General features: G+C 44.5%; 18 protein-coding genes. 15 read left to right on the top strand and 3 right to left on the bottom strand.

Annotated features, from left to right (window positions below):
- Positions 1-164: 164 nt before the first annotated feature.
- Positions 165-890, top strand: coding sequence for a hypothetical protein (locus GN277_RS14085; protein ID WP_159751615.1), 726 nt, complete (start codon positions 165-167; stop codon positions 888-890).
- A gap of 58 nt (positions 891-948) precedes the next feature.
- Here the strand turns inward: GN277_RS14085 and GN277_RS14080 are convergent, their stop codons facing one another.
- Positions 949-1,809, bottom strand: a complete 861-nt coding sequence (locus GN277_RS14080) for a sensor histidine kinase (RefSeq protein WP_244324721.1) — start codon at positions 1,807-1,809, stop codon at positions 949-951.
- A gap of 673 nt (positions 1,810-2,482) precedes the next feature.
- On the opposite strand from GN277_RS14080, the gene GN277_RS14075 reads away from it, so the two are divergent.
- From GN277_RS14075 to GN277_RS14045, 7 genes are all read left to right on the top strand, one after another.
- Positions 2,483-3,352: an ABC transporter ATP-binding protein gene (locus tag GN277_RS14075; RefSeq protein WP_159751613.1), complete on the top strand. Its 870-nt coding sequence runs from the start codon at positions 2,483-2,485 to the stop codon at positions 3,350-3,352.
- Between the two features lie 198 nt (positions 3,353-3,550).
- Entirely contained in the window at positions 3,551-4,273 is a 723-nt protein-coding gene (locus GN277_RS14070) for a LytR/AlgR family response regulator transcription factor (protein WP_159751612.1), read from the top strand.
- A 235-nt stretch (positions 4,274-4,508) separates the two neighbouring features.
- Complete coding sequence (locus tag GN277_RS14065) at positions 4,509-5,003, top strand: hypothetical protein (RefSeq protein ID WP_159751611.1); 495 nt, start codon at positions 4,509-4,511, stop codon at positions 5,001-5,003.
- Between the two features lie 485 nt (positions 5,004-5,488).
- The gene (locus GN277_RS14060; protein ID WP_159756781.1) at positions 5,489-6,247 is read left to right on the top strand and encodes a class I SAM-dependent DNA methyltransferase; all 759 of its coding nucleotides are present in this window, start codon (positions 5,489-5,491) and stop codon (positions 6,245-6,247) included.
- Positions 6,248-6,268: 21 nt separating this feature from the next.
- The gene (gene hslO, locus GN277_RS14055; RefSeq protein WP_159751610.1) at positions 6,269-7,144 is read left to right on the top strand and encodes an Hsp33 family molecular chaperone HslO; all 876 of its coding nucleotides are present in this window, start codon (positions 6,269-6,271) and stop codon (positions 7,142-7,144) included.
- Positions 7,145-7,164: 20 nt separating this feature from the next.
- Entirely contained in the window at positions 7,165-9,084 is a 1,920-nt protein-coding gene (locus tag GN277_RS14050) for an NAD(+) synthase (RefSeq protein WP_159751609.1), read from the top strand.
- A 59-nt stretch (positions 9,085-9,143) separates the two neighbouring features.
- Positions 9,144-9,584 (top strand): C-GCAxxG-C-C family protein, encoded by a 441-nt coding sequence (locus tag GN277_RS14045; RefSeq protein WP_159751608.1) that lies wholly within the window; start codon positions 9,144-9,146, stop codon positions 9,582-9,584.
- Between the two features lie 157 nt (positions 9,585-9,741).
- Here the strand turns inward: GN277_RS14045 and GN277_RS14040 are convergent, their stop codons facing one another.
- On the bottom strand, positions 9,742-10,812 hold the full coding sequence (locus GN277_RS14040) for a response regulator (RefSeq protein WP_159751607.1): 1,071 nt from the start codon (positions 10,810-10,812) through the stop codon (positions 9,742-9,744).
- Positions 10,813-11,088: 276 nt separating this feature from the next.
- Here GN277_RS14040 and GN277_RS14035 point away from each other — a divergent pair, with 276 nt between their 5' ends.
- Entirely contained in the window at positions 11,089-12,477 is a 1,389-nt protein-coding gene (locus GN277_RS14035; RefSeq protein WP_159751606.1) for an MATE family efflux transporter, read from the top strand.
- 76 nt (positions 12,478-12,553) lie between these two features.
- Here GN277_RS14035 and GN277_RS14030 read toward each other — a convergent pair whose 3' ends face one another.
- Positions 12,554-14,080: a sodium/proline symporter gene (locus tag GN277_RS14030; RefSeq protein WP_159751605.1), complete on the bottom strand. Its 1,527-nt coding sequence runs from the start codon at positions 14,078-14,080 to the stop codon at positions 12,554-12,556.
- Between the two features lie 452 nt (positions 14,081-14,532).
- Here GN277_RS14030 and pyrH point away from each other — a divergent pair, with 452 nt between their 5' ends.
- From pyrH to rseP, 6 genes are all read left to right on the top strand, one after another.
- Positions 14,533-15,228, top strand: a complete 696-nt coding sequence (gene pyrH, locus GN277_RS14025) for a UMP kinase (protein WP_159756778.1) — start codon at positions 14,533-14,535, stop codon at positions 15,226-15,228.
- A gap of 64 nt (positions 15,229-15,292) precedes the next feature.
- Positions 15,293-15,844 (top strand): ribosome recycling factor, encoded by a 552-nt coding sequence (frr, locus tag GN277_RS14020; protein WP_159751604.1) that lies wholly within the window; start codon positions 15,293-15,295, stop codon positions 15,842-15,844.
- A gap of 84 nt (positions 15,845-15,928) precedes the next feature.
- Entirely contained in the window at positions 15,929-16,642 is a 714-nt protein-coding gene (locus GN277_RS14015) for an isoprenyl transferase (protein WP_159751603.1), read from the top strand.
- Positions 16,643-16,644: 2 nt separating this feature from the next.
- Positions 16,645-17,445: a phosphatidate cytidylyltransferase gene (locus tag GN277_RS14010; protein WP_159751602.1), complete on the top strand. Its 801-nt coding sequence runs from the start codon at positions 16,645-16,647 to the stop codon at positions 17,443-17,445.
- Between the two features lie 149 nt (positions 17,446-17,594).
- Positions 17,595-18,737: a 1-deoxy-D-xylulose-5-phosphate reductoisomerase gene (locus GN277_RS14005; RefSeq protein ID WP_159751601.1), complete on the top strand. Its 1,143-nt coding sequence runs from the start codon at positions 17,595-17,597 to the stop codon at positions 18,735-18,737.
- Positions 18,738-18,745: 8 nt separating this feature from the next.
- The gene (gene rseP / locus GN277_RS14000) at positions 18,746-19,777 is read left to right on the top strand and encodes an RIP metalloprotease RseP (RefSeq protein ID WP_159751600.1); all 1,032 of its coding nucleotides are present in this window, start codon (positions 18,746-18,748) and stop codon (positions 19,775-19,777) included.
- Positions 19,778-19,831 lie beyond the last annotated feature (54 nt).

Below are 19,831 nucleotides of genomic sequence, written 5' to 3'. Positions count from 1 at the left end.
TGGAGAAATGCAAAGACTCGTAAGGTTGCTTTTGGGATTGCGAAGGAACGGGTAGAAGCAGTTACAGATACGCTTATGACAGATTTATGACCGTTTAAGAAAAAAACAGGCATGGGAATTAAAAATGCTTATAATGATATTAAATCGAAAGGAGGAGCACAGAAATGAAAAAAACGATGGACATTTCATTGTTGGAATTAGTAAAGCTGCTGAAAAAAAGAGAGTTTCTATTAGGTCTGATTATGGTGTTGATTATGGGTGGAGGAATGACATACGGTGCGTATATGTTTCCGGATAGTTTTGGGGTACACAATGTAATCGCATTTTATGGAAATTTTTCCAGTATTTTAATCATGTTTTTAGCGGCAAAGTGTTTAGGGGAAGAATTTGATCTGAAAACAGCGACATTTGTTTTTACATCAAGAAGCAGCAGAATCCAGATTATCACGGCAAAAATTGTGAGCATAGCGCTTGCCAGTATGTTGATTGGATTATGCGGCGGAATTTTTTACGATATCGCATTGACTGTCTGTAAACAGCCATGGACAGCGGCCATGCTGATTGGAACCATTGGAAAAGAAATCCTGATTTATATGATTTATGGTTTTGCCATAGGCGCAACGGCAATCATGATTACATGTTTTCTGAACACAACTATTACGCCTTTTATCTATCTGATCGTACTGTTTTGGATAATGCCGAGTGTTTTGCAACTGATCGGACAGAAAATAACGGCTCTGGGAAAAGTAATGGATTATGTGTTGTTTTGTCTTTCTGATCAGCTCCTGATGTATCAGGATTGGAGTGTCAAAAATATTGCAGTATTTATTATCACAGGTGTTGCATTTTCAATCGCTGGTGTGGCCGTTTTACAGAAAAAAGATTTATAAGGAGCAGACCAATCTTTAACAAAGCAGATATCATAAAAGGCGTACCGATGTACACCTTTTATGATATCTGGACTTGCTGAATGAACAAGCTGTCCTTAATTAAAGCTTCGTGATAAATATTGTCATAGCGGTTCAAGATTTCGGACACATTGTAAAGGCCGAGCCCATGTCCGTCGCCCTTTGTGGTCACGCCCTTTTTATGCATCTGTGCAACGGAAAGCCCTTTGTCAATAAACGTATTCGATATTATAAATACGATATCCTGATTCATTTTGCCCAGATGAAAATTAATGACTGGATGCTCTGCTTCCAGACATGCCTCTATGGCATTATCCAGATAAATTCCAAGCATTCTTGTCATGTCAATGGGCTCCATGTGAATGGAATCAATTTCGTCCGGAATATCAAGGTTCACCTGGATATTCTGATTGACGGCTAAGAGCAGCTTGGTATATAAAATACTTTTTAATTCTAATATCCTGACGCGCAATAAGTTGTTCAACGTTCCGTTTTTTTGCGTAAGGTTTTTCTGCATTGGTAAAATATATTCATAGAAAAAGGTTCCCAGCTCATCATATTTTTTCTCATCAATATAGGCAGCCAGGGAAGCCATAATATTGATGTAGTCATGCTTGAAAGACCGCAGATTATCATATACCATTTCCAAGTTTCTAGTGTATTCATTTAAGTTTTCCAGATATTCCATTTTTTTCTGTGCTTCGTAGCTTTTTCTGGTGGTGTGCAGTACGATAAAAATCATGCTAATTGTAAACAGAAAATAAAGGACAAGAGAAGAAGCCATTAAAAAGTATTCCCTGTGTGTAATATCTATGTTATCAAAAAAAGAAGCCATTGTGAAAACCATAAATGCGCAGAGCAAAAGGGTTAAAGCAATCAAAGAGAGCAGCTTTTTGCTCATTTTTTCAAAAGTATCAATAAGATATTTTTGAAAAAATCGTCTGACCAGATAAAGGATGAGACAACTGGCGGCTAATGTAGAAATGCCATATATGGTTAAATATAATATATCAGCATTTAATTCTTTGACTGAGAGATCCCATATTATATTGGCTGTCAACCCCATTAAATTGCCTAAAACACAGTTAAAAATATAACCAAGCGGAATATAAAAAACAAAATATAATTTCTTAGTAAATATCACTAACAGGATAGAATTTACCACCAGTATAACAAATAACATGGGATAAAAGGTAAAATATATCTGTATATAAAAAAGTGCTGAAAATGAGAAAAAGAAAATAGGGTACTTTTTTAAGGAAAGATGTGGGTGGACCAAAATAAAAATATCACAAGTCAACAAAAAGGCTATAAGTATGGAAGCAATCAAATATTGTGTAAGCATAAAAATCTCCTTTTTACCAGTAAAACCGGCGCAAACCCAAAGCCAAGACTCGCATACGAATCTTGGCTTTGAATTTATTATACTTCATAGCGGGAAAATTGGCAAGAAAAAGCATTTATGATTTAAAAATGGGCATTTATGACAGAAAATGTAAACATAGAGATTTTTGTTTTATAATAAATTTGTTAAGAAAAAACTGAATAACAGGATTAGGAGGAGAAGATTGAAAATGAATCGTGTATTAAGAATTAACAATGTCAGTAAAAGAGCAAAAGATTTTCAGATTTTAAATAAAGTATCCTTTGAGCTTGGAAGCGGTGAGATTGTCGGACTAATTGGGCCCAATGGAGCAGGGAAAACTAGTATTATGAAAATCTTAGTCGGATTGACCAGAAATTATACCGGAGAAGTGGATTTAAGCGGTGTCAGGGATATCGGCTGCATGATTGAGACACCTAGTTTTTATCCATACAACACGGGATATCAGAATCTAATGTACTTTGCCGGACTAAATGGCGTGGGAAAAAAGAAGGTAGGAGAATTGCTGGAATTGTTAGGGCTTATGGATGCTGCGAATAAGAATGTCAAAGCATATTCCCTTGGCATGAGACAGAGATTGGGAATTGCCCAGGCTTTATTAAAGGATCCTGATGTTTTGGTATTAGACGAACCTACCAATGGACTGGACCCGAAAGGTATTTATGAAGTCCGTGAATATATTAGGAAAATCGCAAATGAAAAGAATATCACTGTATTGATTTCAAGTCATTTATTGGGCGAATTGGAAAAAATGTGTGACAGGGCAATTATAATCAAAAAAGGTGAAATCATTCAGTTTATGGATTTCCACGATGATAAGAAAGAAAAACAGATTACTTATGTAATGGAAAGCCTGGATACGGAAGCAGCACAAAAAATTCTTCAGGAAAATGGATACCATGTGGTTTCACAGAATGAGCAGGAGGTACGAATCAGGATTGGCGCAGATGAAAAGAAGGATGTTGCAAAATTACTGGCGTCATATAATGTGGTGATGACAGGGCTTTATGAGGCAAGTGAAACTCTGGAAGATACATTTTTAGAGCTAATGAAGGACTAATACTTTATAGCTGCTTGAAACGAGAGGAGCCTTCTGGCTGCTTTCGTTTTGGCGGTTTATGTAAACATGTGCAAAATGATGGGGATTGGCAATGCTTTTCATTGACAAATTTTAGGCGTTTTGTATAATATCAAAAAAGAAATATCTCTGGTACAGCCGGAAAGCCTTGTATTCGCTATGATAAGGAGTAGATGCAGTATGTTAAAAATATATATATGTGAAGATATAGAAGCGGAGAGAGATAAAATACAGAAGGTGGTTGAAAATATTGTCCTTATGGAAGAATTGGACATGGAACTTTACTGTGTTTCTGAAGATCCCTATAAAATCCTGGAAAAAGTGAAAGAAACAGAGGAGGTTGGAATATATTTTCTGGATATTGCCCTGGGTACAGATATGACAGGACTGATTTTGGCACAGGAAATCAGAAGATATGATCCGAGAGGATTTATTATTTTTGTTACCACCCATTCGGAAATGAGCTACATGACATTTATTTATAAATTAGAGGCATTGGATTTCATTTTGAAGGATGCTCCTGAAGAATTGGGAAAAAGAGTATATGATTGTATTCTCAAGGCGAATCAAAGATTTGCGTCTGTCAATAATAAAGTGCACGCAAATTTTTCTGTGAAAGTGAATGAAAAGGTATTTACAGTAGATTATGATGATATTCTCTTTTTTGAAACGTCTCCGAATGTACACAAAATTATTTTACATTGTAAAAATCGTCAGATGGAATTTTTGGGGAAAATCAAAGAGATTGAAAAAGAGGTGGATAAGCGATTTTACCGATGCCACCGCTCATTTTTGGTGAACAAGGACAATATCAGGGAAATTGATTTCCAGAATCGGGTGATTTACATGGTCAATGGGGATGAATGTCTGCTTTCATCCCGCATGATGAAAGGATTAAAATAAACAATAAGTAAACAAAACAGGTGTATCTGTCGATATAATTTACGAAGCGTTAAATTATATGCGCAGGATAAGACAAGGTATTAAGGAGGCGAGGTCGGCATGAAGTTTGACAGGGGAAGTTAATTCGGTATGTTTACATGGAGGTAAAGAACTGCTTGGACTTATTACAAGGGAGCAGAAAGGGCCCAGACCGACAGATGGGCTGACAGAACAAAGAAAATGGAGGATTTGAAAAATGAGCTTAAATGGAATTGCAGCCATGGGGAATCCGGCATGGTACGGAACAAGGAAAGCAAAGAGTAGTACTGAATCCACAGCTTCGGGATTTATGGAAATAGCAGCAAAAATGGCGGCGCAGGATAAAACAATAGATTATGATGAAAAAGCCTTTGATATGGTTGGCCCCAATGCCCCGCTGGACGTAAAGAATGCGTGGATGGAGGCGGCAAAAGAAGTAAATGCCAATGGTCTTGGGATTAAAAGTAATGGACAGATGACACATATATCGGAGATGATGGTCCAGAGATGCATTAAAACGATGGGAGGGGAAACAGAAAATTTGGATATCCTTGGGAATAGTGTGGAATCTGCAATCCAGGCGACGAAGCAGGCACTGTTTAATTTGGAGCATCCTGCTGTATATACTTCTACAAGCTTAGCGGTTCAGCGGGAGTGTGCCAAAGAAAGAGAATTTTACATTGCGTTTTTAGAGAAGCTTAATCAGTTATAGAATATGAAATGAGATGCCAACCGATATGGGCGGCATCTCATTTTTGACGTGCGTTCTATTTCATGGCGGTAAAAATCAATTCTAATCCTTATTGCCCACAGAAAAGACAGGCTTGAAACTTTAAAGACAGGGGTAGTTTTTGACAGCGTGGTTGAAAAAACATGACCGGAGGTTATAATGATGAGGAAGTGGGGGGGTTTGTGCCAAGAAAAACACAAGTTGAGTTGACCAATATGTGTTTGGTTTATGATGAACATAGAATCCTTGTGCAAGAGAAAAAGGGAACGGGATATGCAGGGGGATTAGTATTCCCAGGCGGACATATAGAGCAAGGCGAGAGCTTAAGAAGGAAAACTTCTTGGGTAAGTGGAGACGGAAGAACGTCTTATTCCTTTCCATTATTGAAAAACCCAAAAAGCCATGATATAATGAAGAAACACGCTAATGCGTGTATTATTAGAATACTGATGGCGAAGGAGAATAAGATGGAGGCATATACAAGTTTTGCTGAGGTATATGATACATTTATGGATAATGTACCTTACGAACAGTGGGCAGATTATCTTCATGATATATTGAAAGAATACGATATCTTCGACGGCCTGGTGTTAGAGCTTGGCTGTGGGACAGGGATCATGACGGAATTACTGGCAAAAAAGGGTTATGACATGATCGGTGTGGACAATTCTGAGTCCATGCTTGAGCTTGCCATGGAGAAACGTATAAAGAGCGGCCATGATATCCTGTATCTTCTTCAGGACATGCAGGCATTTGAACTATATGGTACAGTCAAGGCTGTGGTCAGCGTCTGTGATTCCATTAATTATTTAAAAGATGATGGGGAATTAACAGAAGTGTTCAAGCTTGTGAATAATTACCTGGACCCACAGGGTATATTTATCTTTGATTTTAACACAGAATATAAGTACCGAGAGATACTTGGAGATAGAGTAATTGCAGAGGAACGGGAAGAATGCAGTTTTATCTGGGAGAATGATTACAGGACTGAGGACAAGACGAATGAATATCAGCTTACGCTGTTCGTTCAGAGTCAGGAGGATTCGGACCTTTACCGAAAATATCAGGAGGTTCATCAGCAGAAGGCATACACCCTGGAGAAGATTAAGACTCTGATTGAGAAGGCAGGGCTCCGCTACATTGCGGCGTATGACGCATACACGAAGAAAGCGCCTATGTACACCAGCGGGCGTGTCTGTGTGATTGCCCAGGAGTATGGAAAGTAGTTTTTTAAGGAGAGTTTTGGAATGGAAGATTATATAGTACGAGCCACAGCCGCAGATGGCCAGGTTCGTGGGTTTGCAGCCACCACAAGACAGATGGTGGAGACGGCGAGGCAGCGCCATAACACCAGCCCTGTGGCTACGGCTGCCCTTGGCAGGCTTCTTAGTGCAGGGGCGATGATGGGCAGCATGATGAAGAATGATACGGATATGCTGACCCTTCAGATTCGCGGGGACGGGCCCATTGAAGGGCTTACAGTTACAGCCGACAGTCACGGCAATGTGAAGGGATATGCAGGGAATCCAGAGGTGATGCTTCCGCCAAAGAACGGGAAACTAGATGTGGGCGGCGCTGTCGGAATCGGGCTTCTAAAGGTAATTAAGGATATGGGGTTAAAAGAACCTTATTCGGGGCAGACCATTCTGGTATCCAGTGAGATTGCAGAGGATCTGACCTATTATTTTGCCAATTCAGAGCAGGTGCCCTCCTCCGTGGGGCTTGGCGTTCTGATGGAGAAGGATAACACGGTGGACTGTGCCGGCGGATTTATTATACAGATGATGCCCTTTGCCCAGGAGAAGACCATCTGCAAAGTGGAGGAGAACTTAAAGAAGCTATCTTCTGTGACTTCAATTTTGAAGCAGGGGCATATGCCGGAGGAGCTTTTGGAGATTTTGTTTGAGGGATTAGGATTGGAGATTACCGATACAATGCCAACTCAGTTTTATTGTAATTGCTCTAAGGAGAGAGTAGAGCAGGCGGTTGTGAGTATCGGAAGGAAAGAAATCCAGGCGATGATTGAGGACGGGGAAGATATTGAGGTAAAGTGCCATTTCTGTAATACGGCGTACAAATATACGGTGGAAGAACTTAAGGAGATTATCAAACGCAGTAAATAGTTAAGGAGTGAACCGGCTAGATGAAGGATGGTTTTTTGAAGGTGGCGGCGGTGACGCCGGATATTCGGGTTGCGGATGTGGTTTATAACACAGAGAAGATATGCGGCCTGATTGACGAGGCTGTGGATAGAGGCGCCAAGATTGTGGTATTTCCAGAGCTTTGCGTGACAGGATATACCTGCGGAGATCTTTTTGCACAGGATATTCTTTTGAATGATGCGAGGCTTGCGCTTCACAGGCTTGCAGAGCATACGACTGACAAAGACGCCCTGGTGTTCGTGGGAGTCCCCCTTACCGTGGGCGGAGAGTTATATAATGTGGCGGCAGCATTGAATAGAGGAAAGATTCTGGGCCTTACGACCAAAACCTTTCTGCCGAATTACGGAGAATTTTACGAGATGCGCCAGTTCTGCCAGGGGCCAAAGGAGGCGCGGGAGATTCTGTTTGACGGGGAGAAGGTGCCCTTTGGACCCCAGCTTTTGTTTGCGTCATCAACCATAGAGTCTCTTGTGGTATCTGCGGAGATTTGTGAGGATGCATGGTCGGCCGTACCTCCAAGTATGGAGGCGGCAAGGGAAGGGGCGGTAGTGATTGTCAACTGTTCGGCAAGCGACGAGACCGTGGGGAAGGCTTCTTATCGCAGAAGCCTGATTGAAGGGCAGTCGGCACGTTTGATTTGCGGCTATGTTTACGCCAATGCAGGGGAAGGGGAGTCCACCACAGACCTGGTGTTCGGCGGACATAATCTGATTGCAGAGAACGGAGTAATTCTAAAAGAGAGCAATCGTTTTGTAAATGATGTGATTTACTCGGAGATTGACTGGAAACGGCTGGCGAGCGAGAGAAGAAGAAACACCACCTTCCAGGCGGCAAGGGAGCCGCGGCTTAAGAAGATTTCATTTGACATCCTGATGGAAGATACAAGCCTTACCAGAAGTATTTCCTCACGTCCCTTTGTTCCGGCAGACGGGCAGGAGAGGACGAGACGCTGTGAGGAGATTCTTATGATTCAGGCAATGGGGCTTAAGAAGAGGCTGAGCCATGCCCATGCCAAGAGCGCTGTTGTGGGGATTTCAGGAGGACTAGACTCGACTCTTGCCCTCCTGGTGACTGCCAAGGCCTTTGACATGCTTGGACTTAACCGAGAAGGAATCACGGCTGTGACCATGCCTTGCTTTGGAACTACAGACCGGACTTACCGGAATGCCTGTAAGATGTCAATGAAGCTTGGGGCGAAGCTTAGGGAGATTCCGATTGGAGAAGCTGTCAATCGCCATTTTGAGGATATCGGACATGATCCAAACGACCATAGCGTGACCTTTGAGAATGCGCAGGCGAGGGAGCGCACACAGGTGTTGATGGACGTGGCCAATCAAAATGGAGGCATTGTGATTGGAACTGGGGATATGTCGGAGTTGGCTCTTGGGTGGGCCACCTATAACGGCGACCATATGTCTATGTACGGGGTCAATGGATCTGTGCCAAAGACACTAGTTCGTCATTTGGTGCATTACTATGCGGATACCTGCGGGGATGATGAGTTAAAGGCAGTACTTTATGATGTGCTGGATACACCGGTAAGCCCTGAACTGCTTCCGCCAAAAGATGGGGAGATTGCCCAGAAGACGGAGGACTTGGTGGGGCCTTACGAGCTGCATGATTTCTTCTTGTATTATCTGTTAAGGTTTGGGTATGAGCCTGCCAAGATTTATCGGCTGGCCAGATACGCATTTAACGGTGAATATGATGACCATACGATTTATAAATGGCTTGAGACATTCTTAAGGAGATTCTTTTCGCAGCAGTTTAAGCGGTCCTGTCTGCCAGACGGGCCAAAGGTGGGGACGGTTTCCCTGTCTCCAAGAGGGGATTTAAGGATGCCAAGCGATGCCTGTGGCATAAGCTGGCTTGAGAATCTTAAGTCTGTGAGCGAAAAGTGATGCCTTGGGGACAAGCTGCTTAAGAGAATTGAAAATTGAGAAAAAGAGGAAGGATAGCAATGAAAGCAAATAAGGAAGTGGCAGTTGAGAAATTCAATAAGGGCTATAATTGCTGCCAGGCAGTAATCTGTGCATATTGTGAGGAGTTGGGTGTCAAAGAAGAAGACGTATTCAAGCTCACAGAAGGATTCGGTCTTGGTATGGGAGGATTACGGGATACCTGCGGGGCAGTCACAGGCATGTTTCTGACCATCAGCCTTGCAAACAGCGCGGGAGATATGGAGAATCCACGGAAAACGAAGATGGATACCTATGGAAAATTCCGTGAGGCAGCAGCAAAATATCGTGAAAAGAATGGCTCTATTTACTGCCGCGAGCTTAAGAACATGGACGGTCCTCAGCCTCTTCCATGCTGTATCCAGTGTGTAGAAGATGCCGCGGCCTTAGTTGACGAGTATTTTAAAAGCAAAAAGACTGCTGAAGGGGCGGAAGAGGTCTAATACAGACGAAGAAGTGAGAGTGAAGAATAAAAGTACAGCGGTGCCCGCGTCAATTGACGTTTTTGGTGTTGTATTGCAAATGAACAACACACCGGCGCCGCTGTATCAGTATTTGACCAACGCCTCTTATCATATTAAAATACAAGGAAGATATTTGCTACCCACGGGAAAGGTCAATCTGGTCCCGAATCTTTTGCATCTGATGATCCAGCGCTTCAATGGAATCTGCACATATTCTGAGCTGCTCCACAATCTCGTCGGTATTTTCCACATCTCTTTTATATTTTAATTTGTGTTCCAGGCTTGCCCAGAAATCCATGGCAATGGTGCGGAACTGTACCTCCACCTTCATGTATTTTTTACCGTTGGACAAAAAAATAGGAACGTCCAAAATCAAGTGAAGGCTTCGATAGCCGTTTGCCTTGGGGGTCTTTATGTAGTCCTTCTGGCGCACCAGAACAATGTCGTCCTGTTTGATGAAAAGCTCTGCAAGGCGGTAGATGTCGTCGGGAAAAGAGCAGATTACCCGAAGTCCGGCAACGTCCGACAGATTTTTGCGGATGCTGTCCAGTGTGATGGGATAGCCTTTTCTTTCCAGCTTTTCATAAATGCTTTCCGGTGATTTCAGCCTGCTTTTGATAGCCTCAAAAGGATTCCGGTTATATACCTGTGAGAATTCTGCGTTCAATACCTTAAGCTTTGTCTCCACCTCAAGGATTGCAGAGCTGTATTCCATCATGAGATGCTTAAATGGTCTTGCATCCCTTAGCTGCTCTGCCTGCATCTCAATAATCTGGACTTGCTTTTTCAGTGTCATGGCCTGCTTTTCTACCGTCTGTTCTAACTGATTCTTGCAGGTAAATAATTCAATGGCATTTTTAACCCGATTTATCACAATAGAGCTTTCAAAGGGTTTGTGGATAAAATCCGAAACGCCCAGATTAAAGCATCGGTTTTCAATTTCAATGGCGTGCTCGCTGCTGATAATGAGTACGGGGATGTGTTTAATCCAGCCGTTTCGCCGCATTTCTTCGATTACGGCAAAGCCGTCAAGGTTGGGCATCCGAAGATCCAGAAGCAGGGCGGAAATCTCGGCTTGGTATTTCCTAAGCTTTTCCAGAGCCTCGACTCCGTCAGAAGCCAGCTCAATTGTGTAGTCATCTTCTAATATATCGTATAATAGTTCACGGTTTAATTCCGCATCGTCTACGACCAATATTCTGTCCATGTTTCTTTCCCTCTTTTTCCTGGTGTATTAATTGTCGTTTTCAGATACGCTCTGATCATTTGTGTTACATATAGTATACTTTATTTTTCGTGAAATGAAAAGGAAAAGCATAATATGTGAACAAAAATTTGAATTAAAAAAATATTTTTTGGTAAGATTATGTATTGTATTCAAACATCACATTTAATATAATAGACAAAGTTTTCTTTTTTTACATAGAAATCATTGATGTGATCTGCTTATATGGCGGAGTTTGAAGGATAGAGGAGGAGTGATATGGAGAGAGATATGACCACAGGTAAACCGGCGAAGATTCTGCTGAATTTTACGATTCCTATTTTTATAGGAAACGTATTTCAGCAGTTCTACAGCATGGCGGACACTGTGATTGTGGGAAAATTTGTTGGGAATACGGCGTTGGCGGCTGTTGGAGCCTGCGGGACCCTTACGTTTTTGATTCTGGGGTTTCTGATGGGGATGACGGCAGGATTTACTGTTGTGACTGCACAGCACTATGGGGCAGGAAATAAGAAGGCCATGCGCCAGTCGGTGGCGTGCGCGTCGATTCTGTCGTTGATCGTTTCCGTCATACTCACTGTGCTGAGCATGACGCTGATGAAAAATGTTCTGCATTGGATGAATACGCCGGCGGATATGTATGACCAGGCTTATGCTTATATTATGGTAATCTGTGGAGGAATCGTTGCCCAAGTTTTGTATAACCTGTTGGCAGGAATTTTAAGGGCCATCGGAGACAGCAAAAGACCGCTGTATTTTCTGATTCTTGCCGCCCTTTTGAATATTGTGCTTGACCTGGTATTTATCATAGTATTCCACATGGGTGCAGCGGGGGCAGCTTATGCAACCGTAATCTCCCAGGGAGTGTCAGGACTATTATGTCTGTGCTACATTGTGAAATACGTACCAGAGCTTCATCTTGCCAGAGAGGATTGGAGGGGGGACTGGAATCTGATGAAATGGCAGATGAAGATTGGCTTCCCGATGGCGTTTCAGTTTTCCATCACCGCTATTGGAACGATTGTAGTCCAGACGGCCCTGAATGTGTTTGGCTCTGTGGCTGTGGCAGGATATTCTGCGGCTGCGAAAATCGAACAGATTGTGACGCAGGCATATATCGCGTTGGGAACGGCCATGTCAACCTATTGCGCCCAGAATATGGGGGCGGGAAAGATATTTAGGATTCGCCAGGGATTTAGAAGCGCCACATGGATGGGAGGGATATACGCAGTCTTAACAGGACTTGTGGTATTCTTCTGGGGCAAATCCGTGACCGTATTGTTTGTGTCGGAAAATGTAAGGGAGATTACGGAGTACGTGGACATTAGCCTGCGCTGTACAGCGGCTTCCTTTGTGTTCCTGGCGGTGGTCAGTATTTACCGAAACGGGATCCAGGGCATGGGCTTTGGACTTCTGCCTATGACGGCAGGAATCGCAGAGCTGGCGGGACGAAGTATTGCGGCCCTGGCGGCGTCACAGTTTGGTAGTTTCCTGGGAATCTGTCTTGCAAGTCCGGCAGCGTGGGTTCTGGCGGCAGGGCTTCTGCTTGGGATGTATTTCAGGATTATGCACCAGTATAAGCGAAAAGGAATGATGAAAGAGGAGCCAGAGGAGATGGTTCCTGTGCTGAAGAAAGGATATACGTAGACAAAAAATATGGACAGAAAAGAGGGCTGGTCATTCCTGACAGCCCTCTTTTCTTAGGTAAATGAACGAGAGGTTGCTATTTTTTCACAGTAACACTGTCAAACTCATCAATAATCTCCTGGGAAGGAGCCTTTGTAGCAAGACTTACCACTATAATCGTGATTAGGGACACCAGAAATGCCGGAAGCAGTTCATAGATGTCAAGGATTCCGCCCAGTGGACGAACCATATATTTCCAGATAAATACCATTGCTCCGCCTGCAATCATTCCCGCAAGCGCGCCCTGTAAGGTGGTACGTTTCCAGAATAATGCGCAGATCATGACGCCTGCGAAGGCGGCGCCCATACCAGCCCATGCAAAGGATACGATTCCGAATACGCTGGAGTTAGGGTCTCTAGCTAGGAACAGAGCGATTACGGCGATGCCAAGAATGGTAGCGCGGGCAATGTTAAGCCCCTGCTTCTCCGTAAGCTTCTTGCCGAGGAAATCCTGAACAATGTTCTCGGATACACCGGAGGCTGCAACCAGCATCTGGCTGTCTGCCGTGGACATGGTGGCCGCCAGGATACCTGCAAGGATGACGCCTCCAAGGATAGCCATAAGAACGCCGTTCTGGCTCAGTTCATTGGTAAGTGCGATGATGATACGCTCGCTGTCCTCCAAGGGAGCCATACCGCCAGCATTGACTACTGCAAGACCAACGATACCAATAAAGATTGCGATTCCCATGGCAAATGTCACCCAGATAGAAGCAACGCGTCTGGAAAGCACCAGTTTTTGCTCATCCTCAATGGACATGAACCTTACCAGAATATGGGGCATACCGAAGTATCCGATTCCCCATGCCAGAAGGGATACAGCCGTCAGCGGTGAATATGGAATCGCTGTGCCTGTAACCGCGTCATGGATTGCGGAGAGGGAGAGGTAACCGGACAAGGATTTAGCGTTGTCCATAACAGCTCCCATGCCGCCTGCGTTGCTCACACCAAAGGTTACGATAGAAACCAGCGCAATGGACATGACAATACTCTGAATCAGGTCATTGGTTGCAACTGTGGTAAATCCGCCCATAATCGTATAGATTACGATAATAATTGCAAATACGATAACTCCGGTCATATAGTCCATGCCGAACAAGGAGTTAAACAGCTTGCCGCACGCCGCAAAGCCGGAGGCTACATACGGAACAAAGAAGATTACGATAATGACTGCGGAGATTGCTGTGATGACGTTCTTCTCATCATGGAATCTCTTGGCAAAGAAGGTCGGCACCGTGATTGCGCCGATTCTCTCGGAATATCGTCTCAATCTTCTGGATGTAAAGAGCCAGTTCAGATATGTACCGATTGCCAGACCTGCCGCTGTCCAGAATGCATCTGCCAGGCCGGTCAGATAGGCAACTCCCGGAAGTCCCATCAAAAGCCAGCTTGACATGTCGCTTGCCTCGGCGCTCATAGCAACCACCAGCGCGCCCATCTTCCTGCCGCCCAGATAGAAATCTTCACTGCTGTTGTTCTTCTTTGCATTATATATGCCGACGCCAATCAGCAGACACATATAAGCCAGAATCGTACACAAAATTACAATACTAATACTACTCATAAACTGCACCTCATTCCTTTTTATTGGTTTTACTAAAGCTTATCCTTCCGGTTTGAGGGGCCGGAACAATAAAAAACAAAGGTTAGAGCTTCTGTATGTGTCTTTCCCTTGTATGCAATAGCATCATAACAAAATGTTATGTATCCATAACGAATTGTTATGGTATATTATAGCACTTAGTTAAATTGCTGTCAATTCCAGATGAACAATTTAAGAATTTAATCAATTTCGACGATTTTTGCGTTTGGTGAGAAATTTTGTAAAGATTTAAATGTAAAGTAAGAATCATGTAGAATGTTGGCGGTAGTGTATTCCATTTTTTTTATTCCTATGATATAATTTATCATGTTGAAGGCAGAGGATTCGGAAGTAATCCTCTTTAAAGAGCGGATTTTCGGCTCTGACTGAGTATGTAAAGAATGAAGATTACGAAGAATAAGGAGTATGGACGGATGGAGAGAGTATTGTTAAAGTTAAGTGGGGAGGCTCTCGCAGGCGATAAGAAGACCGGATTTGACGAGGCCACCTGTTTGGGGGTTGCGAAGCAGGTGAAGAAGCTGACGGAGGATGGAATCCAGGTGGCGATTGTGACCGGAGGCGGTAATTTCTGGCGCGGAAGAACCAGCGAGACGATTGACCGTGTGAAGGCAGATCAGATTGGGATGCTTGCAACAGTGATGAACTGTATCTATGTATCGGATATCTTCCGTTATGTAGGGATGAAGACGGAGGTATTTACCCCATTCGTGTGCGGCGCGTTTACCACACTGTTTTCCAAGGACAGAGCAGTAGAGGCTCTTGAGGAGGGGAAGGTCATTTTCTTTGCAGGAGGAACAGGGCACCCTTATTTTTCAACAGATACGGGGGCTGTGCTTAGAGCGATAGAGATTGAGGCGGATGCAATGCTGTTGGCGAAGGCCATTGATGGAATCTATGACAGTGACCCCAAGGTGAATCCACAGGCGAAGAAGTATGATGAGATCTCGATCCAGGAGGTGATTGACCAGAAGCTGATGGCTGTAGATTTGACGGCTTCGATTATGTGCCTGGAGAATAAGATGCCGATGCTGGTGTTTGGGCTGAATGAGGAGAACAGTATCGTAGAGACTATGACAGGAACCTTTACGGGAACTAAGGTGACGGTATAGATACATTTACAAAAATATAGTGTGAGAATAGAATTGTGTGGGTAGAATAAAGGAGGAAGCAATTATGAATGAAAAATTACAGGTGTATAAGGACAAAATGAATAAGACCATGGCGAACCTGGACGGTGAACTGGGGACCATCCGCGCAGGACGCGCCAACCCGAACGTGCTTAATAAGATTAAGGTGGATTATTACGGGACGCCCTCCCCAATCCAGCAGGTAGCGAATGTTTCGGTGCCAGAGCCGCGAATGATTCAGATTCAGCCATGGGAGAAGAACATGCTCAAGGTAATTGAGAAGGCAATCCAGGTATCTGACTTGGGAATCAATCCAACCAATGACGGTACCATGATTCGTCTGGTATTTCCTGAGCTTACGGAGGAGCGCAGAAAAGAGCTGGTGAAGGATGTTAAGAAAAAAGGGGAGGCGGCAAAGGTGGCAATCCGAAACATCCGCAGAGACGGCAATGACGCGTTAAAGAAGCTGAAGGGAACAGAGGTTTCGGAGGATGAGATTAAGGATATGGAGACAGAGCTTCAGAAGCTGACGGATAAGTTTGTAAAGGATGTAGATAAGGCAGTAGACAATAAGTCAAAAGAAGTTATGACGGTTTAATGAGGGAGGGGGCAGACCAGAAGCCTGTGTGTGGGTCTGTCCCCCCATTCATGCTTAATATATTTCCGGAAAGGAGAGAAGTTTATGGTAATACCGCAGCATGTTGCGATTATTTTAGACGGAAATGGAAGATGGGCGAAGTCGAAGGGGATGCCGCGCAATTACGGTCATGCCCAGGGGAGTAAGAATGTAGAGCGCATCTGTGAGGATGCTTATCGCATGGGCGTAAAGTATCTGACTGTGTATGCGTTTTCCACAGAGAACTGGAACAGGCCAAGCGACGAGGTCTCTGCGCTGATGAAGCTTTTGCGCAATTATATGAAGACCTGCCTTAAGACAGCGGCAAAGAATGATATGAAGATCAGGGTAATAGGCGATGTATCCAGGCTGGATGAAGATATTAGAACCAGGATTGGCGAGCTTGAAGAAGCTACCAAGAACAACGGCGGGTTGAATTTTCAGATTGCTATTAACTACGGCAGTCGGGATGAGATGATTCGCGGAATCAGAAGGCTTGCCAGGGACTGTAGAGATGGTAAGGTAGAGCCGGAAGCCATTGATGAAAAGCTGTTTGAGGGCTATCTGGATACCCGCGGACTTCCGGATCCGGATCTGCTGATTCGTACCAGCGGCGAGCTTCGGCTGTCCAATTTCCTTATGTGGCAGCTTGCATATACGGAATTCTATTTTACAGATATTCACTGGCCGGACTTTACGAAGGAAGAACTGATGAAGGCGATTGAACAGTATAACGCCAGGGACAGACGTTTTGGCGGGGTAAAGGAGGAACAGGAATAAAAATGTTTAGGACGAGGCTGTTAAGCGGGATTGTGCTTGTAATCGTGCTGGTGGCGACGGTTGGAACAGGCGGAGAGCTTTTATTTGCGTTTATTGGCGCCATCAGTCTGGTGGGGATGACGGAATTATATAAAGTAGTTGGTGTTCAGGGTAAGGCGTTAGGAATGGTGGGATATCTGGCGGCCTTGGCCTATTATGGACTTTTGTGGTGCCAGGCTGAGGAGTATATGACCATGCTTTCCATCCTGTTCTTGGTGCTTCTGATGGCTGTGTATGTGTTTACATTTCCCACTTTTTTGGCAGAACAGGTTATGACGGTGTTCTTTGGCTTTTTCTATGTGGCTGTTATGCTTTCATACGTGTACCAGACTCGTATGTTGGAGGATGGCAGAGTGGTGGTGTGGCTCATCTTCTTAAGCTCATGGGGATGCGACACCTGTGCTTACTGTGTGGGTGTACTGATTGGGAAGCATAAGATGGCGCCTAAGTTGAGCCCCAAGAAGTCTGTAGAAGGTGGAATTGGCGGAATTGTGGGGGCTGCAATGCTTGGCGTGCTGTTTGCACTTGCCATGAACAAGTGGGGAGGAGCGTCGGCTTCCCCTGTGCATTATGCTGTCATCTGTGCTGCTGGCGGCGCTATTTCCCAGGTGGGAGATCTGGCGGCGTCTGCCATTAAGCGTAATCATGAGATTAAGGATTATGGGAAGCTGATTCCCGGACATGGCGGGATTCTTGACCGATTTGACAGTGTGATTTTTACTGCGCCAATCATCTATTATCTGGCGACGATGCTTGCAGTATAACGTACTGTTTAAAAATAAATGATTCGTTTATTCTATAATGTCGGGAACGGTTCCTGCATATATATAGTACGGCTGGGAGTTGCCTGATAGTCGATGTGTAAATGAGGGCCCTTTGGGGATAAAATATTTAATAATGAGTGAGGTAAATCATGAAGAAAATAGCCATATTAGGTTCAACAGGGTCAATCGGAACCCAAACCCTTGAGGTGGTTAGAGAAAATGGAGACATTGAGGTGCAAGGCATTGCGGCGGGCAGCAATATCCGGCTTTTGGAGAAGCAGATTCGCGAATTTCATCCGCGTATTGCGGCTGTCTGGTCCAAGGAGAAGGCAGGTGAGCTAAAGGCATGCATTTCCGATACGGATACAAAGGTGGTTTCCGGAATGGATGGACTTCTGGAGGTATCAACTCTTGGGAATACGGAGATACTAGTGACAGCGATTGTGGGGATGATTGGGATTCGTCCCACTATTGAAGGGATTAAGGCGGGGAAGGATATCGCCCTTGCCAATAAGGAGACGCTGGTGACAGCAGGACATATCATTATGCCGTTGGCCAGGGAGAATCGGGTGTCTATCCTTCCTGTGGACAGCGAGCACAGCGCTATTTTTCAGTCGCTTCAGGGAAATGAGCAAAAGGCGCTTCACAAGATTCTTTTGACAGCGTCGGGAGGCCCATTCCGTGGGAAGAAGGAGGAGGAGCTTTTAGAAATTCGGGTGGAGGATGCACTAAAGCATCCCAACTGGGCCATGGGGCAGAAGATTACCATTGATTCCTCCACCATGGTTAATAAGGGCCTTGAGGTCATTGAGGCAAAGTGGCTGTTCGGAGTTGACGTGGACCAGGTCCAGGTGGTGGTGCAGCCTCAGAGCATTATCCATTCTATGGTGGAATATGTAGACGGCGCCATTATGGCTCAGCTTGGGACGCCGGATATGAAGCTGCCGATCCAATATGCGCTGTACTATCCCAAGAGAAGATTTCTGCCAGGGGAGAGGATTGATTTCTGGAGTCTTGGTAAGCTGGACTTTGAGAAACCAGACATGGATACATTCTATGGTTTGAAGCTGGCGTATGATGCGGGGCGAAAGGGGGGCACCCTCCCCACGGTCTTTAATGCGGCAAATGAGCTGGCAGTCCGGCAGTTTTTGAATCGGGAGATTAAGTACCTTGAGATTGTGGAGATTATTGAAGACTGCATGCAGGCCCACAAGAATATTGATAACCCTTCTCTCCAGGAGATTCTGGATGCGGAGGCTGCAACTTATGACAGGATCAACAGTAGGAGGTAACTCGTAATTTGGGTATTATATTAGCAATCATTATCTTTAGTTTTATCGTGTTCTTTCATGAATTGGGGCATTTTTTACTGGCGAAGAAGAATGGCATTGATGTAGATGAATTTGCCATCGGAATGGGTCCGACCCTCTATTCACGGGAGTATAAGGGAACCAGGTATGCAGTCCGTATCTTTCCAATCGGCGGCTTCTGCGCCATGGGGGAGGATGAGGAGGCCACGGCTTCGCCCAATAATTTTAATAACAAGTCTGTCTGGGCAAGGATTTCCGTGATTGCGGCGGGACCTGTGTTTAATTTTATCCTGGCGTTTATATTTGCAGTCATCCTGACGGCCATGGTTGGATACGACCGCCCTGTGGCGGCTTCTGTGGAGGAAGGGCTTCCGGCCGCAGAGGCGGGTCTTATGGCAGGCGACAGGATTGAGAAGATGGGAAATAAAAAGATCCGTATTTTCCGAGAGATTACTATATACAATCAGTTCCACCAGGGAGAGGATGTTGAGATTACTTACAGCCGCGACGGAAAAGAATATACTGTAATGGTGTCTCCTAAGATGGACGAGGAGCTGGGGTATTATCGTCTTGGCATTTCCTCCGAGGGATATCAGAAGGCAAATATCCTAAAGGCGGTACAGTACGGCGCCTATTCGGTGAATTATTGGGTCAGCACAACGCTTGAGAGTCTTAAGATGCTGGTTACGGGAAAGGTCAGCATCAATAATCTGACGGGACCTGTGGGAATCGTGGATGTTGTGGAGGACACCTACCAGGAGAGCCGGAATTATGGAGGCTTTGTGGTAGTGGTCGAGCTGTTGAATATTGCCATTATGCTGTCGGCAAATCTGGGAGTCATGAATCTATTGCCCCTTCCGGTTCTGGACGGCGGGCGTCTGGTGTTCTTGTTTGTGGAGGCGATACGCAGAAAACGGGTGCCGCCAGAGAAGGAGGGGTATGTCCATATGATAGGGATTGCGCTGTTGATGGCTCTGATGGTGTTTGTGATGTTCAATGATATCCGCAGGGTATTCTTTTAAAAATGAATTTATTTTAATATTATATATTGACTTAGAGTGAACTCCAGATGATAT

Origin of the sequence: Sporofaciens musculi (assembly GCF_009830285.1) — a bacterium.
Lineage (GTDB): Bacteria > Bacillota > Clostridia > Lachnospirales > Lachnospiraceae > Sporofaciens > Sporofaciens musculi.
Note: the sequence above shows the minus strand (reverse complement) of the source record. Positions and strands in the feature narration are given on the sequence as shown.

Coding starts and splice junctions, on each gene's coding strand:
- GN277_RS14085 (WP_159751615.1), top strand. CDS start 165: ATGAAAAAAACGATGGACATTTCATTGTTGGAATTAGTAAAGCTGCTG.
- GN277_RS14080 (WP_244324721.1), bottom strand. CDS start 1,809: ATGAGCAAAAAGCTGCTCTCTTTGATTGCTTTAACCCTTTTGCTCTGC.
- GN277_RS14075 (WP_159751613.1), top strand. CDS start 2,483: ATGAATCGTGTATTAAGAATTAACAATGTCAGTAAAAGAGCAAAAGAT.
- GN277_RS14070 (WP_159751612.1), top strand. CDS start 3,551: ATGTTAAAAATATATATATGTGAAGATATAGAAGCGGAGAGAGATAAA.
- GN277_RS14065 (WP_159751611.1), top strand. CDS start 4,509: ATGAGCTTAAATGGAATTGCAGCCATGGGGAATCCGGCATGGTACGGA.
- GN277_RS14060 (WP_159756781.1), top strand. CDS start 5,489: ATGGAGGCATATACAAGTTTTGCTGAGGTATATGATACATTTATGGAT.
- hslO (WP_159751610.1), top strand. CDS start 6,269: ATGGAAGATTATATAGTACGAGCCACAGCCGCAGATGGCCAGGTTCGT.
- GN277_RS14050 (WP_159751609.1), top strand. CDS start 7,165: ATGAAGGATGGTTTTTTGAAGGTGGCGGCGGTGACGCCGGATATTCGG.
- GN277_RS14045 (WP_159751608.1), top strand. CDS start 9,144: ATGAAAGCAAATAAGGAAGTGGCAGTTGAGAAATTCAATAAGGGCTAT.
- GN277_RS14040 (WP_159751607.1), bottom strand. CDS start 10,812: ATGGACAGAATATTGGTCGTAGACGATGCGGAATTAAACCGTGAACTA.
- GN277_RS14035 (WP_159751606.1), top strand. CDS start 11,089: ATGGAGAGAGATATGACCACAGGTAAACCGGCGAAGATTCTGCTGAAT.
- GN277_RS14030 (WP_159751605.1), bottom strand. CDS start 14,080: ATGAGTAGTATTAGTATTGTAATTTTGTGTACGATTCTGGCTTATATG.
- pyrH (WP_159756778.1), top strand. CDS start 14,533: ATGGAGAGAGTATTGTTAAAGTTAAGTGGGGAGGCTCTCGCAGGCGAT.
- frr (WP_159751604.1), top strand. CDS start 15,293: ATGAATGAAAAATTACAGGTGTATAAGGACAAAATGAATAAGACCATG.
- GN277_RS14015 (WP_159751603.1), top strand. CDS start 15,929: ATGGTAATACCGCAGCATGTTGCGATTATTTTAGACGGAAATGGAAGA.
- GN277_RS14010 (WP_159751602.1), top strand. CDS start 16,645: ATGTTTAGGACGAGGCTGTTAAGCGGGATTGTGCTTGTAATCGTGCTG.
- GN277_RS14005 (WP_159751601.1), top strand. CDS start 17,595: ATGAAGAAAATAGCCATATTAGGTTCAACAGGGTCAATCGGAACCCAA.